Origin of the sequence: Streptomyces sp. NPDC016640, from assembly GCF_043076215.1 — a bacterium.
Classification (GTDB): Bacteria; Actinomycetota; Actinomycetes; order Streptomycetales; family Streptomycetaceae; genus Streptomyces.
Map to the genome: position 1 here is coordinate 13037 of NZ_JBIBRG010000016.1, position 16457 is coordinate 29493.

Here is a 16457-nt window from a genome sequence, read left to right on the forward strand (position 1 = left end):
GCGAGGGGGACAAGGAGCCCACTCATGGCCGAACAGGTCCAGCCTCGATCAGGCTGGGCGGCTGAGAACGGTCAGTCGGCGTTGCCGATCAGCTTCCAGGACTCGTGGTCGGCGTCGGCCCCGCTGCCGGGGGCATTGCCCTGCGTCCACCACTTGGCCTTCCAGACCTTGCCGTTGTACTTGACCGTGGTCTGCTCGATCGGCTGGCTCGCCGGGGAGTAGACCTTGGTCGCGTCCCAGTTCCCGGCGCTGCATCCACCGGCCGGCGGGGTCGCCGAACCGAGTCCCTTGAGGTTGTCGGTCACCGGCGCGTACGCCGTACCGCCGATCGACAGACTCGTGTTCACCGGACCGGTGATCGGGAGGTAGTAGATGATCGGCAAGTCGAGCGACTTCCCGGCCGGGATGATCTGGCAGTAGTCCAGCGTCGTACTGATCCGGTGGAGCGTCGTACCGGGTGTCAGCTTCCACTGGCCGCCTTGGGCATCGGTTTGCCAGTTGCCGTCCTTGACCAGCCATGACGTCGAGGCCGGGATGTCGAACGACAGCTTCGTGTCCTTGCCACCGCCGAGCGTGCGCCCGGTGTTGTTGGTGATTCGGACGGTCGGCTGCAACGGCCACAGGTTCGCCGTCGAAGTCGGGTAGTTGACCAACTCGACGCTCACGTTGGCCGTCACTGTCGGCGCGGCACCGCTGCTGCCGGTGCGCAGACTGTTGTCGTAGGCGCCGATATTGCCCAGCTTCTCGTTCAGCCGGGTGGTCAGCGTGTACCCCATCCCGCACGGGGTGTCCGGCTGGACGTCGGCCGGGCAGGCGTAGTCGCCGCCGAGTTCCCACATCATCACGCCGCCCGCACCGGTCGACTTGACCAGATCGGTGACCGCGTCGATGCCCTGCTCGTCCTCGGTCGAAAGGAACACCTTCTTCTCGGCGTTCCACAGCCACGACGTCTTGGTGGTGTCGTCCCAGTACCGGGTGTAGTGGCCCGTGCGCCGGTCGGTGACGTCGGTGTGCGGCTTCAGCCCGACGTTGGGGGCGTAGACCGGGGTGATGTTCTTCTCCAGGTTCTTGGCGTGCCACAGCGGGTTCGTCCCGGAGCCGAGCTCGCTGCCGTTGTTGGTCTCGTCGTGCCAGATGTTGTCGATGCCGAAGGCACCGTCACCGCACGGCCGTTTGATGCCCGTACCCGGCTCGCAGCCGTTCGGCTTGGGCGACGTACCCCACAGGCCGTTGGTGCCGCCGGTAACGTTCTGCCAGCCGCGCGTGTAGTAGGGCACACCGATGTTGACGCGCCCGGCCTGCATCGCGCCGCGCATGTACTTCATCGCCCAGTCGGTGTTGAAGTACCCGATCTTCCCGTTCTCCGGGGTGGCGTACTGGTCGGCCAGTTCGGGGTCCTTGCCGTCGTCGAACAGTGCCGCGTTCGGGCCCACGACGTCGTTCCAGGTGCCGTGGTAGTCGTACGCCATTAGGTTGGTGAAGTCCTGGTACTTCAGCGCGGTCTGGTTCGCCATCCCGCGGGCCAGGTAGCCGGAGGCCGACGACGCCGAGGTGAGCAGGTAGTACTTGCCGTCCGCGACGGAAGCCCGGTTCAGCGAGTCCCGCAGCGTCTTCATCAGCGCGGCGTATGTCGTGGGCAGGCCCTTGCGGCGCGGGTTCGACACCGCCCAGTCGGCCGGATTGCCGGTGTCCTCGAGGACCGTGGGGTACTCGAAGTCGATGTCGACACCGTCGAACCCGTAGGTCCGCAGGAAGTCCACGACCGAGCTCGCGAACGTGTCGATCCCGCCCTGGTTGACCGAGCCGTCGGCGTTGGTGGTCATCGTGTAGAAGCCACCGGAACCGGCCCAGCCACCGACGGATATCAGCGTCTTCACTCGCGGGTGCAGGCGCTTGTACTTCGTCAGCAGGTTGAAGTGCCCCTTGTAGGGCAGCGAGGGATCCATCTCGGCGCCGGCCTCGCCGGGCCACTCCTTCTGGGTGGCGTTCGAGTCGACCTTGATCTTGTTGTTCTCCACCGACGCGAACGCGTAGTTGAGGTGGGTCACCTTCGACCAGGGGATGTTCTTCACGAGGTAGTGCGGTGTGCCGTCGGCGCCCGTGCGGCCACCGTTGAAGTAGCCCACGACCCGGCGGCTGCGGCCCTCGCCGAGCCATTCGCGGCCGTCGCTCTGGTAGATCTTGCAGTACGGCGTCGCCACACCCGGAGTGGTCGCCAGACCGTCCGGTCGGCAGTCGCCGGTCGCGGCCGGCCGCGTACCGCCGTCGTCGCCACCGGGGTGCGACTCCATAGGGTCGCCGACACCGCCGTTGACACCGAGATCACCGGCACCGCCGTCGGTGCGGCTGCCGTCGCCGTAGCTCGGCACCAGCCAGCCGTCGATGTCACCGGCACCACTCGCCGCGGCCGCCTTGGCTGCCTTGAGGACGGTCTTTGCCGTCGTAGCCGTAGTCGTAGCCCCGGAGCGGGTCAGGGTGAAGTCCTGGATCCCGTCGCCGTTCAGGTCGGCGAAGGTCCCGGTGGTGCCCTGGAACGGGTCGCCGGCGCGGATCACGCCCAGCGACTTCCAGCCGGAGGTGACGCTCCACGGCGAGCCGGTATTCTCCCAGGCTCGGACGTCACCGGTGGTGAACTCGACCCGGACCGTGTCGGCCTTGCCGTCACCGGTGATGTCGGCGAAGGCGACCTGCGCGGCGGGCGACTCACCCGGAGTGGCGAAGCCCGAGATCTTGCTCCAGCCGCCCGGAGTGGGCATTTCCTTGCCCTTGTTCTGCCAGGCGGTCGGGAAGCTCATCCGGTCCACCGTGATCAGGTCGTCGCGGTGGTCACCGTCGAGGTCGGTGAAGTACATCTGCGGCGGGTAGCCGAGGTTGTTCGCGACGATCGTCGCGGTGCCCCAACTGATGCTGTTGCCGCTGCTGGTGTTGCGCGACATCCGCATCGCGACGATGCCGGTCGGCGAGTCGGCCGGCGGCAGGATCCGGATGTAGTCGTCCTTGCCGTCACCGTCCAGGTCGGCGAAGTAGACCTCATCCGGGTTGTTCCCGCGGTCGGCCGGGCTGATGTCGCCCAGTGAGACCGCTTCCTCGGTCGGGTCGTCGTTGCGCCAGCCGGTGACCTTGCCGTCCGTACCGACCACCGCGTAGTCGGCCTTGCCGTCGCCGTTCAGGTCGGGGAAGGCGATCTTCGAGCCGGTCGCGGCGGCGTCCCGGATCTTGCCGATCGGCTTCCAGACGTACGAGCGGCCGCTGATCATGTGCTGCAGGAGCGCGATCCGAGTGCCTGCGGCGAAGGTGTCCGCGATCTTCTTGTAGCCGGCGTCGGTCGGGTAGATCTCGTTGGTGATGTCCTCCGTGGTCACCGCGCCCATGTCGACCAGCACCAGCCGTGCGCCGCCCTGGATCTTGGCGTAGGCCATCGTGCGGAGCGCACTGTTGTAGGCGTCGATCCGGGCCTGGTACGTCGGGTTCGTCGACGGCGGCAGGGTGCCGAGCAGGACGGTCGTCGTCGGCGAGGTCCGGTGGATCTCGTCCAGGAAGCCCCGCATCTTCCCGGCCGTCGCGGCGCCGTCGGCACCGCCGGTCAGGTCGGCCGTGCCCGCGATCAGGGTCATCATGTTCGGCCGCAGCGTCTTCAGCGCGGGGATCGTCTGGGCCTTGATGTCGTCGATTCCCTTGCCCTCGAACCCCATGTGGTCGGGGTCGCCGCGCTTGCCGTTCTTCTGCTCACCGACGAAATCCGTGCGCCCGAAGATGACACTGAGCGCGCCACCGAACAACGCAGCGACGGTCATGCCCTTCGCCTGGGTGCTCAGTCCGTCCCGGTAGCCGGTCTCGTCGGTGCTGTTCGCACCGACCGTGATCCCGTCACCGACCGGCATCACCCGGAGCTCTTCGACCGGGCTGGCGGCGGGCGATGGAGTGGGCCCGGCCGCGTTAGGTCGGCCGAACTGGACCGGCCGGTGGTCGGAGTCGCCCTCGGAGCGGACATCGACCGCGGTATCGAGATTCAGGTGGGTGGTGACGAAGTAATCCAGCTCATGACCTTCCTGGTGGGTCGCCCTACCCGAGCTGCGGATCTGCATGCCCGGCGGGAAGTTGGCCCGCGCAGAGAGGTCCTCCGGCTCGACGTTGAAGTCGCCACCGATCGTCGCGTGGTAGGTCACACCACGCTGGGTCCCGAGGGCCGCGATCCGGTCGTTGATGGCTCTCAGCATCGGCGCGGAGTCACCGCCACCGCCGGACAGGCCATGGAAGGTGAAGTACCACTCGTTGCCGAACCGCGCCCCGAGCGCGTTCCGGCCGGCGTCGACCGGGTTGCCGACGACTATCAGCTCGTCGGGCCCCTCACTCAGGACGAGCGCGACGTTGACCCGGCCGCCGATCCGGCGCGGGTTGGTCGCGTCGTCGTCGGTCTGCAGGAAGTAGACCTCACGGGTCGGGATGGGATTGCGCCAACTGGAGTCGACGACCCAGGTGTGGTGCAGCACGGTGTGCTGATGCGTGTTGCCCTGGCTGTCGACCGTGGTGAAGGTCTCGCGGGGCTGTTCGGTGCTGCCCGGAGGAGGCTCCGGGCCGGCCTCCTGAACCATCACGATCGGCACCTGCAACGCGAACTGCCTGACCGTGTTGGTCCACTTGCTGCCCGTCGGTGCGCCGTTGTTGGCCCCCTGCATGTTCCAGGAGACCAAGGGCGTGGTCGCCGCAGGAAAATCGGTGGCGGAGGCCGGAACGACAAGTGTCGCTGCCAGCCCGGCCATCATCACCACTACGGCGATTAATCGGCGGAACAAAGAGTTCCTCCCCGTTTCTCACATCCAACGGATCGGGAACAACCGATCGCTGGTCACTAGTTGGCTTCTCAAGGTACGTCTCGATCGTTCCTGATGCTACGTCAACTTATCGTCGAGATCTGGGTGTTGAGTGCCGATGGCCTACCGGAGTCGGAGCAGGCTGAGCCCGGATCCACCGTCTTGATTCAGGAGTGGCCATTCCGGGGGGCTCGTCGGCACCTCCCGTCCGCTCCGGAGCGACCGGCCGCCGCTCAGTGTGGGTGCGCACCGGCAGTGAGCCGACGACCGCGCGTAGCCCGCTGGGCTTTGCGGATGGCGGGCGCTGTCACGTTGGCCTGACCGGGTGGGATGATCTTCTGGTTGGTCGTGCTGGGAGGGGTCGTCCGTGGGCAGCGCACCGCCGTCGTACAAGGGGCACCGGTACCCGGTCGAGGTGATCGCGCACTGCGTGTGGCTGTACTTCCGCTTCCCGCTCGGCTTCCGCGAGGTCGGGGAGCTGATGCTCGAGCGCGGCATGATGGTGACCCACGAGACGATCCGCCGCTGGTGCGCGAAGTTCGGGCAGTCCTACGCCGACGGCCTGCACTGCCGCCAGCCCCGGCCCGGGGACAAGTGGCACCTGGACGAGGTCTTCGTCAGGGTCAACGGCGAGCAGCGGTACCTGTGGCGGGCCGTCGGCCAGGACGGCAACGTGCTCGGCATCTTGGTCCAGAACCGGCGGGACACCGCTGCGGCCAGGCGCTTCTTCCGTAAACTACTCAAGAAGACTTGCTCGGTGCCGCGGGTGGTGGTCACCGACAAGCTCCGTTCCTACGACGCGGCCCACCGCGAGGTCATGCCCTCCGTCGAGCACCGCTCGCACAAGGGTTTGAACAACCGGGCCGAGAACTCCCATCAGCCCACCCGGCAGCGTGAACGCGCCATGAAAGGCTTCCGCAGCGTCGGCGGAACCCAGCAGTTCCTGTCCGCGTTCAACGGCATCTCACCCCACTTCCGACCCCGCCGCCACCTGATGAGCACCCCCGGCTACCGAGCCGAGATGGCCATCCGCTTCGCGATCTGGGATCAGATCACCGGCGCCGCCGGCCAGCCCGCCAAGGCTTGAGCACCGGCCCGAAACCCGGCCCTCCCCACGCCCCGATACGCGGTCAGAGACCCACGCACCCAATAATGTGACAGCGCCCGAGGAACGGCTCCACTCCGCCCTCAACTACGTACCGCCCGCCGAGTACGAACGCGACTGGTGGCGACAACAGGAACCCACCCCGCAGTCCGGCTGAAACAAGATCACCGGACTCTACAGAACTCGGGGCAGCTCACCCGCCGCCGGCACTCCACCCACGGCCACCTCAGCCCCAACGAACACGAACGCCGACACCACACCGCCAGGATCACGCTCGCCGTGTGATCAAAGACCGCGTGTCCACCACCACGAAGGAAGGTCCGGTGGGGGACACGCGTACCGCACACCGGTGCATGGCGAAAGGCTGGGCCAATGATGCACTAATCGCACATTCATAGGTGTGATCGCTCATTGGTGAGTTCCTCCTTCTCTCCGCCTGGTGCGACGCGACGCTGGAAAGGGATGGCGTGAGCAAGGCGCCTTGGGACATAAGTTCTGTGGTTGGGGAGAAGGCATGACACGGCAGTCGGAACGCCCAGGGAACCCGGAACAGCAAGCGGTGCTATTGGTGGCGGGGCTGGCCGATCTGGCGGTGAGCACTCTGTGGTCGGCTCTCGGAACGATGCGCGGGCTGCTGCGTCGTTCTGATACGGCTGAGCTGGCGGCCGAGGCCAAATTGGACCTGATCGTACGCGGGCGCCTGGCACTCGACCGGTACGCAGCCGTACCACCGGCCCATCTGGAAACCCTCGCGCGGCACTCCTTGGCCCGGCAGGCCAGTGATGGTCTCTGAGTACTGGGAGCCGACCGCGTTCAGAGCCCGCATCGACGAGGTGCTGCATCATTTCATCGCCCAGGAAGCCGACCAGCTCGCGGCGATCGATCCCGCTCTGGACCCTGTTGCCCGGCAGGTGGAACAGGCGGTCACGGACGGCAAACGGCTGCGAGCAGCGTTCTGCTACTGGGGCTGGTGTGCGGCCGGCCAGCCGGACAGTGACGCGCTGGTGCGGGCGGCGGCTTCCATGGAGCTGGTGCACGCCGCCGCGATGGTGCACGACGACCTCATTGACGACAGTGCACTGCGACACGGTCGTCCTACCGCGCACGTGGCCCTGCGAGCCGCGTTACGGCGCCGCCCACGGGCGGCGCATGCGGCCCGGTCGCTGGCGATGCTGTTGGGTGATCTGCTGATGTCGCTGGCCGGACAACTGTTCGTCACCAGCGGCCTGCCCGTCGCCTACCTCGGCCGTGCCCGCCCGTTGTGGGCGGCTCTCGCCCGCGAGCTGATCGCCGGCGAGTGCCTGGAGATCCTGCACACCGCAACCACTCCTGACACTTCTACGTCGCTGAAGGTGATCCGGTACAAGACCGCCAAGTACACCGTCGAGCAGCCCCTACTGATCGGTGGTGCTCTGGCCGGCGCCAACCAGCGGCTGCGCGAGGGGTATTCGGCGTACGGGCTGCCGCTGGGTGAGGCATTCCAACTCAGGGACGACCTGCTGGGTCTGTTCGGGGATCCGGAGCGCACCGGTAAGGCCAACCTCGACGATGTGCGCGGCTATCGTCCCACCGCCCTGCTGGCAGAGACATGGCGCATTGCCGGTGACGGAGAGCGCGAGCAGCTGCGCGCCCTGCTGGGCCGACGCGACCTGGACCACAACGGACTGGAAGCCGTGCGCGCCGTGATGCTCCAGCTGAAGGCGCCGGACCGTATCGAGGAAATGATCACCGCTCGGGTCCAAGAAGCCACAGACTGCCTGTACGAGCTGGACATCTCCGGGCACGCCACGGCGGCTCTGACCGCGCTGGCCCAGTCGGCGACGGTCCGCCGCCACTGACGCCCTCGACAGCAGCGCGGCCGTACCGCCCCATGCCCGCGCCGTCACCTCCGCTCGCCCCGCAACATCAAGGAGCCCTGTGATGACCTACACCGAGGCGTCGATGGACGCGCTGCGCCAGGTGGGCGACGAACTCGCCGACGCCACCGTCGCCACGCTGTTCGAGCGCGGCGAAGTCGGAAAATTCAACACCCTCATGCGGTACGTGTCCAGCGCCGGTACTCCCCTGCCCGACGGGCTGCCCGACGTGGCCCGGGAATACCTTCGGGTCACCAGCGCCCCGCCGGCCTGGGTGGAGTGGGGGGTGATGGAAAAGGCCCGCCTGTTCTTCATCGACAACAACGTGCACATCTCCACCGCGCTGTCGTTCGCCTCGATGCCCGCCTGCTACGTCGTCCCGCACGTGGCCAAGCTGCTGTCGGCCACGCACGGACTGAAGTACCCGTCCAAGCGGATGGCGGAGACCGGCCAGTTCACCGTCTACCTCATGCAGCCCGGCGCGTTCGAGGCCGGCAGCCGCTTCATCCCCGCCGCGCAGAAGGTCCGCCTCCTGCACGCCTCCATCCGCCACCACCTCAAGCGCGAGAACCTCTGGGACACCACGTCGCTGGGCGTGCCGATCTGCCAGGAGGACATGATCGGTGGTCAGATGTTCTTCTCCCTCCTCGTGCTGGACTCGCTGCACCGCCTCGGCATCCACATGTCCGCCGAGGGCGCCGAGGCGTACTTCTACGCCTGGCGGGTGGTAGGAGCGATGCTCGGCGTCGACCAGGACGCCGTCCCCAGCACCTTGGAGGAAGCCCGCCAGTTCCTGGACCTGTACATGATCCGGCACATGGGCCCGTCCGAGGAGGGCGCGCACCTGACGCGGCAGTTGATCGACCTGTATGAGGAGGTCGTGCCCGGCACGCTCTTCGACCCAATCGTCTCCGCGCTGATCCGCCACCTGATCGGCGACACCTGCGCCGACTGGCTCCAGGTCCCCCGTACCGCCTGGGACACCGTCGTCAAGGCCGTCCCCCACCTGCTCGGCGTCTTGGAGACCATCGAGGACCGCTCCCCGCTCGGCGCCTGGGCACTGGACCGCCTCGGCCACCTCACCACCATCCTCGAGCTGTCCTCCCTCACCCGAGGACGCGTCATGCACTACGCCATCCCCGAACAGCTCAAGAACGAGTACGGCATCACCGGAACGGTGCCCCGCACACACCGCTGGACCCCGCCCGCACCCACCATCATCTGACAAACAGCTTCAGGCGCGGCGTCGGGTGAAGCCTGCCGGATCGCAGCACCGTCGGGCTCGCTGCCGCGTAGTGCCAGGCATAAGGCAGATCAATGACGCGCATGTGGAAAGGCCGGGTCGGCCGCGGTGGAGGTCGCGGCTGCGGATGACGAGACCGCGTTCGCGGTCCCGAGGTGCTCGCCGAACCCTGGGGAACCGCGCCAGCACACCGTACGACCCGGAAGCCCGGCGGGCCGGGCGTGCGGCTGCACTGCTTCCTGGACATGCGTCAGATCGCGCGTCGGAGCCTAAGGGCCCGCAGAGAATCAAGGTGTTGCTTCCCGCGATGCGGCTCGTTGTTGTGGTATGAGCGTCTCCGACGAGGTTCGTGGCCAACTCTCTGCGAAGTTCGCGGTGTTGTTCCCGCACCTCGACGAACGGCAGCGGCGGCTGATGATGGGGGCCGAAGCCCGGATCCTGGGCCACGGCGGTATCCGGGCGGTCGCGCGGGCAGCCCAGGTCAGCGAGAGGACGGTCCGCAGGGGCGTGGACGAGCTGGAGGCCGGCGAGGAACCTCTGGGCCGGGTGCGCAGGCCCGGTGGTGGCCGCAAGAGGGCCGCGGATCTTGATCCGGGGCTGCGGCCCGCGCTGCTGGCACTGGTGGAACCTGACGAACAGGGCGATCTGATGTCGCCGCTGCGCTGGACGGTGAAGTCGACCAGGATCTTGGCGGCCGAGCTCACCGGTCAGGGCACCGGGTGAGTGCGGACACGGTCGGGGACCTGCTGCGGGAGGAGGGCTTCAGCCTGCAGGCGGGCGTCAAGACCCTCGAGGGCAGGCAGCACCCGGACCGTGACGCCCAGTTCCGCTGCATCAACGAGCAGGCCAGAGGGCACATGGGCTGCTCTACCTGCGCAAACTCGGCACCCGCGACCTCCTGGCCCAGCTCTTCGGAGTCAACACCAGCACCCTCACCAGGGCCGTTCACCAAGTCCAGCCCCTCCTGGCCGAGCACGGCTGCACCATTCCACCCTCGACGGCCAGGTTCCGGACACCCGCTGACATCACCGCGTTCCTCGCCAACAGCAGCCCCACAAAGATCAAACCAGCACGTTGATTCTCTGCGAGCCCTTAGCGATCACTCAGGTCGGAAATATCGATGAGAAGTGACAACACCGGAGGCCGTAACCGATCCAGGCTGTGGGCCTGCGGGCGGTGAAGCGGGCGGTGCCTGTCCGCTCAGCGGCTCCGGCTTCGGCTACACCTGCGAGGCGGCCAGCAACTGCATTGCTTTTTCCTTCAATTGGGGACTGGCGACTGCGGCGTTGCCGGAGTCGAAGGGGGGCTGGGGGTCGTATTCGACGGCGAGTTGGATCGCCTTGGCCGTGTCGTCGTCTGTGATGAGGGAAGCGAGATACAGGGCCATGTCCACTCCCGCCGACACCCCGGCCGCAGTGATGATCTTCCCTGAGCGTACGTAGCGCTGCGGCAGATAGGTCACGTCGAACGTGGACTGGAGGTATTCGGCGGAAGCCCAGTAGGTCGTCGCCCGCCTTCCGTCCAGCAGCCCGGCCGCGGCGAGGACGATGCTGCCGGTGCACACGGAGGTCGTCCATTGGCTGTGCCGGTGGATCTGGCGGATCCAGCGCAGGAGCGCCTCGTTGTTCATCGCCGCGACGGTGCCGCGGTTGCCCGCGCCCGGCACGAGGAGGACGTCGAGACGGTCCACCTCGTCGATGGACTGCTCAGCGACCACGGCCACGTCTGCCGTGTCTGTGCGGACCGCGCCGCGCCGCTCGGCGATCATCGTCACGGTCGCGTCCGGCAGCCGGGACAGCACCTCGGCCGGACCGGTCGGGTCCAGCAGGCTGTAGCCGTCGTACAGCAGGATTCCGATGTTCGGTCCCGCGCCGCCCCGCGGAACGGCGTGCGCCCCGGTCGGGACTGCAGCCGTGGCGGCGAGCGCGGCCGTGGCCACGGTCCCCCGGAGTACGTTTCTGCGTGTTGTCGAATGCCTCATGACCCGGCAGTTTTCTGCCTCGGCGCGACGCGCGCAGCCGGCATGTCCGGCATCCTGCGAATCCTGTCCCCCGTGACCCCGTAGTGGTCCAGGAACGCCTGCCGCAGCGTCTCCGCCGACCCGAAACCGCAGCGACGGGCGACCGCCGCCATGGACAGTCCGCTGGACCGCACCAGACGCGCCGCTGCTTCGGTACGCGCCACGCGTACGGCCTGTGCCGGAGTCGTACCGAGGTGCGCGGTGAACAGGCGTGACAGGTGCCGAGGGCTGACTCCCGCCCGCGCTGCCAGGGTGGCGGGTGTGAGGTCCTCGGCCAGATGACCGGCTATATGGCCCACCAGGTCCCGCACCAGCCGGTTCTCCGGCGGCGGAGCGGCCAGGAACATGGAGATCTGCGCCTGATCGGCTGGCCGGTGCAGGTGCGTGACGAGTTCTCGGGCGACGGCACGAGCCAGCGTCGGCCCGTGGTCGTCCTCGATCAGCGCCAGCGTCAGGTCGAGTGCGCTGGTGACCCCGGCCGAGGTGTAGACGTTGCCGTCGCGTATGTAGAGAGGAGCAACATCCACGGCCACGGCGGGGTGACGCTCGGCAAGTTGTTTCCCCCACCCCCAATGGGTCGTTATCCGCCGGTGGTCCAGCAGTCCGGCGGCGGCGAGCACATAGGCGCCGGTACACACAGAAGCCACCCGTCGACTGAGTCCGGCCAGCCGGCGCACCTGGCCCAGTAGCGGCTCGTCCGACGCCGCGTCCTCACAGCCGATGCCGCCCACCACGAACAGGGTGTCCAACTGCCCCGCGACCGTCTCCAGCCCCTGCCCCGCTCCCATCAGGATCCCCGCCGAGCTACGGGCGACCCGACGGCCCAGGGTCCCCAGCTCGATGGAGTACGGCGGCTCGGCGCCATACCGGTTGGCGATGTCCAACGCGCCACTGGGACAGGCGATGTCGAGAATCTGCGCACCGTCGTAGGCGACGATCAGCACGCGCCGCTTGTTGTCCATGCCCTGATACCAGCACATCCCGCAACGCCACCTACCGGCGCGGCAGCAACAGTCCAAGACCGTCGACGGCTTTCTGGAGGGGGCCAGCGTGGCGCGGCCGGTCACGGAAGTCCCTGTGCCGCTCGAAAAGTCATCGTCGCCGGTCAAGCGATATAGCGGTACTCGCTGATCACGCCGCCGAGGATCCTGGTCCGCAGCACTCGGCGGGCGTTGAGGTCGTGCACTGTGACGTCGGGCCGTTCCTTGGCATCAGGCGGTAGTTGCTGTCGGGCTTGGTGAGGTCGGTGGGTGTTGTAGTGCCGCTGGTAGGCGGCCAGGACCTGGCGGGCGTGGGCCTCGTTCACGATCAGGACGTGGTCGAGCATCTCGCGCCGGATGCTGCCAACGATCCTTTCGCAGTGGGCGTTCATCCGAGGAATCCGCAGGGCACTCAAGATCACCTCCAGCTCCTCGGCCTCGAAGACCGTGTCGAATGCCGCACCGTACTTGCCATCGCGGTCACGCAGCAGGAACCGCAGAGACTCCATGCGCATGCCCAGGTCGGCGGCGAGATTCCGCGCCTGTTGCACGGCCCGCTCCCGGGTGGGCTGGGCGGTGACTCCGGTGATGTGCAGGCGCCTCGTGCCGTGCTCGAGGAACACCAGTGCGTACAGCCTCGTGCCGAGCGCGGTGTCGAGGTGGAAGAAGTCTGCCGCGATGGTCCCCTCGGCTTGGGCGGCCAGGAACTCGCGCCAGGTTGGACCGGCACGACGCGGCGCCGGGCCGGTGCCCGCGGCGTGGAGGATCTCCCAGACCGTCGAGGCGGCGATCCGATGCCCGAGTCGGGTGAGCTCCCCTTGGATCCGTCTGTGCCCCCCACCGCGGGTTCTCCTGGGCCAGCCGCAGAACGAGCGTCTTGATCGCCCCTCGGGTGGGTGGGCGTCCGATGCGTCGGCGTGCGGTGTCATCCCACTTGGCAGCGACGAACCTGCGGTGCCAGGCGAGCAAGGTGCCTGGGGTGACCGGGAAGACCTCGCGCCAACGTCGCCGGGGTATCAGCCCGGAGAGGGCAGCGAACCAGAACCGGTCGGCCGGCTCGTAGCGGACCGGGCCGGCAATCTGCCGGCGCAGGACTGCGTTCTCATGCCGCAGCACGAGCAGCTCGGCGCCCTTCGCGGTGTCACGGCGCAGCAGCACCGACGGGACGGACAACAACCTCCGGGCCACCCTGTACAGCAGAGACACGATCACGCGGACATGATCCCAGGACCGAACTGCATCACTCCCACCTGCGACGATGACTTTTCGAGCGGCACAGGCCAGCAGGTGCACACGAACACCGTCTGGACCCTCTCCTGCACGGTCTCAGGAACTCCGCGGCCGACGCGAGTCCCGGTCCGGCGGCCCGGTTCCCCGGCGGAGTCTCCAGTCGCCGGCAGCACCGCTGTGCCGATCTCGGGCGGAGCGGTGCTGCCGGCGGCCCGCAGGGCGTCCAACAGCGGGACTGGGTGTGCTGGCAGCCTATTCGCAGAGCAGGAGACTGATGGCGCTGTCCCCGATGTCGATGGAGGCGTCCTGCGCCTCCGGGGTCTCCTCCGGCTCCAGGGTCTGCAGGTCGAGCAGGATCATGATGGGTTCCTTTCCTTCTCGCGGGTCATCGCCGGGTGGTGGCCGGCGAGCATGGGGGGCCGGTGGTCCGTGTCCCGGCGGTGTTCCCGGGCGTGCCGCCGAGTGGGGCTGGCCCGGGGAGGAAGGGAAGTGCGGAGCGTCGGCTGCCCAGGGCGGAGTCGAGGGCGAGGAGGACGCCGGCGGTGCCGGTGGCGAGGTCCATCGACAGACGCATCATCTGGTGTCCGGGGAAGGCCAGGTGCCCCCGGTAGGTCATGGCGTACCAGTGCATGCGGTGGACGTGGGCGTCGATGTCGGCCCGGAGGTGTTCGTTGTCGGGTGTCCGGGCCAGGTGGTGCAGGAGTCCGGCTCTGCCCTGGTACAGGCCGGGCTGGGCGTAGTAGGTGCTGCGCGCGGCGGTGAGGATGGCCGAACGTGCCCGGAGGAGGTCGTCGTCCGCACGATGGGCGAGGTAGTCGTCGATGACCATGCCGATGCCGGCGCTGCCGTCGCCGAGATAGGGCAGGGAGCGCCGGCCTTCGCCGACGTGGAGGCCGTGGTCGGTGCTCACGCAGCGGTCCAGGTCGGAGGCGAGCGCGCGGTGGGCGAGGTCGAGCAGGCGTGTGTCACCGGTGTGTTCGTGCAGCCGCAGGAAGGCCAGGGCGGTGCCGGCGAGGCCGCGCATCAGACCGGCGCGCCGATGAGGCGTGGACTCGTACCGGGAGAGGCGGTCGGCGAGGATGTCGGCGCCCTTCAGTGCAAGGCCCTCCAGCGTGCTGTCAGCGGTGCTCCGGGCGAAGTGGCGCAGCACGACGACGATGCCGGGCAGGCCACCGTGCAGGTCGCTGCCGAGCTGCTCCCAGGGTGCGTGGAGGATGCGGTCGATCAGCTCCAGGGCGTGGTCCCGGTGACCGAGGCGGTCCAGCACGTAGGCGACGCCGGACAGGCCGTCGTAGAGGCCGAGGGGTGTCGTCGGCTTCGGCGCCGCCGTGCGCTCCAGCAGCCATCGTTCACCCGCCTCGTGGCGAAGGGCGCCGACTTCGTCGAGGACGTAGAGGACTCCCGCGGCGCCGTGGGCCAGACCCAGCCCTCCGCCGTCACCGAACTGGGCGATGTCCCCGGGGTGGAGGCGGTCGCCGCGCTGGGGGGTGGCACTGGCGTGAAGGGCCCGGATCATCGAGTCACGGCTTCGGGGCCAGTCGGCGGGCGGGACTGTCGTGCCGGGGTCGTGCTGTACGGGCTGGGCGGGAAGGAGTCCTGCCGAGGGGGCCCCGGCGGCGGGCCGGAGGATCTCGGCCACCGCCTCGGCGAGCCACTCCCGCGGGACGGGGAAGACTTCGGTGATCGCCCTGGCCAGGCTGATGGCCTTGGTCCGGTCGATGGTCAGCAGGGAGGTCATGGGCATGAACAGGGCCAGGCGCAGGCAGGCCAGGGCGTAGCGGTCCACGGCGACGCCCCGCCTGTCGGGGGGTGCGGCGAAGGCAGGGCTGGCCATGGTCTGGCGCCCGGAGGTCGCGGCATCGCCCGCGGCTTCGAAGTCGAGGAGCCGTGTGCTTCCGTCGTCGGCGACCATGATGTTGAACAGGTGCAGGTCGTGGAAGACGAGTCCACGGCTGTGCACGGCCCGGACGGCCCGCTCGACCCGCTGGTGGATGTCCATGGCCCATGCCGTGTAGTCGGCCACGTCCGCCGGTGCGGGAGCCGGCCCGTGGAGCGGATAGCGGCGGGCCAGGCACTCGTTGAGGGGCGTGCCGGGCAGGAACTCCATGACCAGGAACCGGTGATCCCCCACGGCCAGCCAGTCCCTGAAGCCGGGCGCGACGCCGAGGCCGTCGAGACGCTGCAGGGCGTTCCTCTCCCGGGCGAGGCGGGTGACGGCATCGGCGCCGTCAGCAGCGAGCCCAGCGTACGGTCGGGCCTCCTTCAGGACGACCTTGTCACCGGTGCGGGTGTCGGTGGCCGTGTAGACACCACCGCCGTTGGAGTAGTGCAGCGCCTGGTCGATCCGGTAGGGCAGGCCGGCGGTGGTGACGGCGTTGCGGGCGGCGCGCGCGGGTTCCAGGAACGCCGGCAGTTCCACCCAGGCGGGCACCCGGAAGGAAGGCGTGCGCCGGTCGGGTACGAGCGTTCCCTCCCGGTTCTCGACGGCCGGTACCCGCACGCCGCGTTCGTCGAGGCAGTACCGGAGCGTGAAGGCACCGTACCGGACATAGAGGGGACCGTCGCCCCACCGCAGGTCGGTGAGGACGTAGGGGCCCGGCTCGCCTTCGAGCAGGCTCCCCAGTTCCGTCAGGACGGTGTGCAACTGCCGTTCGTCGGCCGGGTAGAGCGTGGCGAACTTCCCGCTCCCGTGCCTGGCGGCGTACTTGCTGTTGCGGAGGTGCCAAAGGTGCGGCCGTGGCACGAACTTGAAGGCGACAGCCCGTTCCGTGCAGTACGTCCACACCGTCGAGGCGACCTTCTCGGCGTTGTGCTGGGTCGCCGAAACGTGGAGCTTCCAGCCCTGGAGCGGCTTGCGGCATCCCGCCGCCGCGGGTGGGTGAAAGGCAAGCCAGTCCCCGAAGACCGTGGTCTGCCACCCCTCCGGCAGCGGCCGCTCGGCCGCCGCGTAGGACACAGGCGTCGCAGAAGCCCCGTCCGGGCGGTCGTAGAAGCAGGAGTCGCCCAGGACGAAAGCCTCGTAACCCTTCTCCATCGAAACTCCCTGCGCAGCGCGAACGGCGGTCCGGCCCTGCGGACGCCGGGACACGGCCGTTTCACCTGGGGCGATTCGGGACCGGCGGCCGTCTTCCGGCCCGCCCGCCACGGCAGTCAGCGCCACCGCTGTGCTGCCTGCTGGCAAGCCTGCCCGTCGGCACACGCCACCAGACCCT

General features: G+C 68.4%; 11 protein-coding genes and 3 pseudogenes. 8 read left to right on the forward strand and 6 right to left on the reverse strand.

Going from position 1 to position 16457, the window contains the following annotated elements; translation table 11 throughout:
- Window positions 1–71: 71 nt before the first annotated feature.
- Window positions 72–4676, reverse strand: coding sequence for a glycosyl hydrolase family 18 protein (locus tag ACF07S_RS27575; RefSeq protein WP_391975407.1), 4605 nt, complete (start codon window positions 4674–4676; stop codon window positions 72–74).
- On the opposite strand from ACF07S_RS27575, the gene ACF07S_RS27580 reads away from it, so the two are divergent.
- The 8 genes and pseudogenes from ACF07S_RS27580 (at window position 4675) to ACF07S_RS27615 (ending at window position 10093) form a co-directional block, all read left to right on the forward strand.
- A complete protein-coding gene (locus ACF07S_RS27580; RefSeq protein WP_391967485.1) occupies window positions 4675–4887 on the forward strand; it encodes a hypothetical protein in 213 nt (70 codons plus the stop codon). The genes ACF07S_RS27575 and ACF07S_RS27580 overlap by 2 nt on opposite strands.
- Before the next feature lie 291 nt (window positions 4888–5178).
- Window positions 5179–5898 carry an IS6 family transposase gene (locus tag ACF07S_RS27585; RefSeq protein WP_391975408.1) on the forward strand — a complete coding sequence of 240 codons (720 nt, stop codon included), beginning with the start codon at window positions 5179–5181 and terminating at the stop codon, window positions 5896–5898.
- Between the two features lie 532 nt (window positions 5899–6430).
- The gene (locus ACF07S_RS27590) at window positions 6431–6709 is read left to right on the forward strand and encodes a polyprenyl synthetase (RefSeq protein ID WP_391967496.1); all 279 of its coding nucleotides are present in this window, start codon (window positions 6431–6433) and stop codon (window positions 6707–6709) included.
- Complete coding sequence (locus ACF07S_RS27595) at window positions 6699–7754, forward strand: polyprenyl synthetase family protein (RefSeq protein ID WP_391975409.1); 1056 nt, start codon at window positions 6699–6701, stop codon at window positions 7752–7754. The genes ACF07S_RS27590 and ACF07S_RS27595 overlap by 11 nt, the downstream gene beginning before the upstream one ends.
- A gap of 82 nt (window positions 7755–7836) precedes the next feature.
- Window positions 7837–8997 (forward strand): oxygenase MpaB family protein, encoded by a 1161-nt coding sequence (locus ACF07S_RS27600; protein WP_391975410.1) that lies wholly within the window; start codon window positions 7837–7839, stop codon window positions 8995–8997.
- Between the two features lie 173 nt (window positions 8998–9170).
- Window positions 9171–9221, forward strand: a pseudogene (locus ACF07S_RS27605) (hypothetical protein); the annotation flags it as partial.
- A 121-nt stretch (window positions 9222–9342) separates the two neighbouring features.
- Window positions 9343–9872: pseudogene (locus ACF07S_RS27610) on the forward strand (ISAzo13 family transposase); the annotation flags it as partial.
- A 41-nt stretch (window positions 9873–9913) separates the two neighbouring features.
- Window positions 9914–10093, forward strand: a complete 180-nt coding sequence (locus tag ACF07S_RS27615; protein ID WP_391975503.1) for a hypothetical protein — start codon at window positions 9914–9916, stop codon at window positions 10091–10093.
- A gap of 141 nt (window positions 10094–10234) precedes the next feature.
- On the opposite strand, the gene ACF07S_RS27620 is transcribed toward ACF07S_RS27615, so the two are convergent.
- The 5 genes and pseudogenes from ACF07S_RS27620 to lanKC form a co-directional block, all read right to left on the reverse strand.
- Window positions 10235–10996 carry a DJ-1/PfpI family protein gene (locus tag ACF07S_RS27620; RefSeq protein WP_391975411.1) on the reverse strand — a complete coding sequence of 254 codons (762 nt, stop codon included), beginning with the start codon at window positions 10994–10996 and terminating at the stop codon, window positions 10235–10237.
- Window positions 10993–11997, reverse strand: coding sequence for a GlxA family transcriptional regulator (locus tag ACF07S_RS27625; RefSeq protein ID WP_391975412.1), 1005 nt, complete (start codon window positions 11995–11997; stop codon window positions 10993–10995). The genes ACF07S_RS27620 and ACF07S_RS27625 overlap by 4 nt, the downstream gene beginning before the upstream one ends.
- Window positions 11998–12140: 143 nt before the next feature.
- Window positions 12141–13227, reverse strand: a pseudogene (locus ACF07S_RS27630) (integrase core domain-containing protein).
- Window positions 13228–13497: 270 nt separating this feature from the next.
- Window positions 13498–13605: a SapB/AmfS family lanthipeptide gene (locus ACF07S_RS27635; protein WP_391967461.1), complete on the reverse strand. Its 108-nt coding sequence runs from the start codon at window positions 13603–13605 to the stop codon at window positions 13498–13500.
- 25 nt (window positions 13606–13630) lie between these two features.
- A complete protein-coding gene (gene lanKC / locus ACF07S_RS27640; RefSeq protein ID WP_391975413.1) occupies window positions 13631–16279 on the reverse strand; it encodes a class III lanthionine synthetase LanKC in 2649 nt (882 codons plus the stop codon).
- Window positions 16280–16457 lie beyond the last annotated feature (178 nt).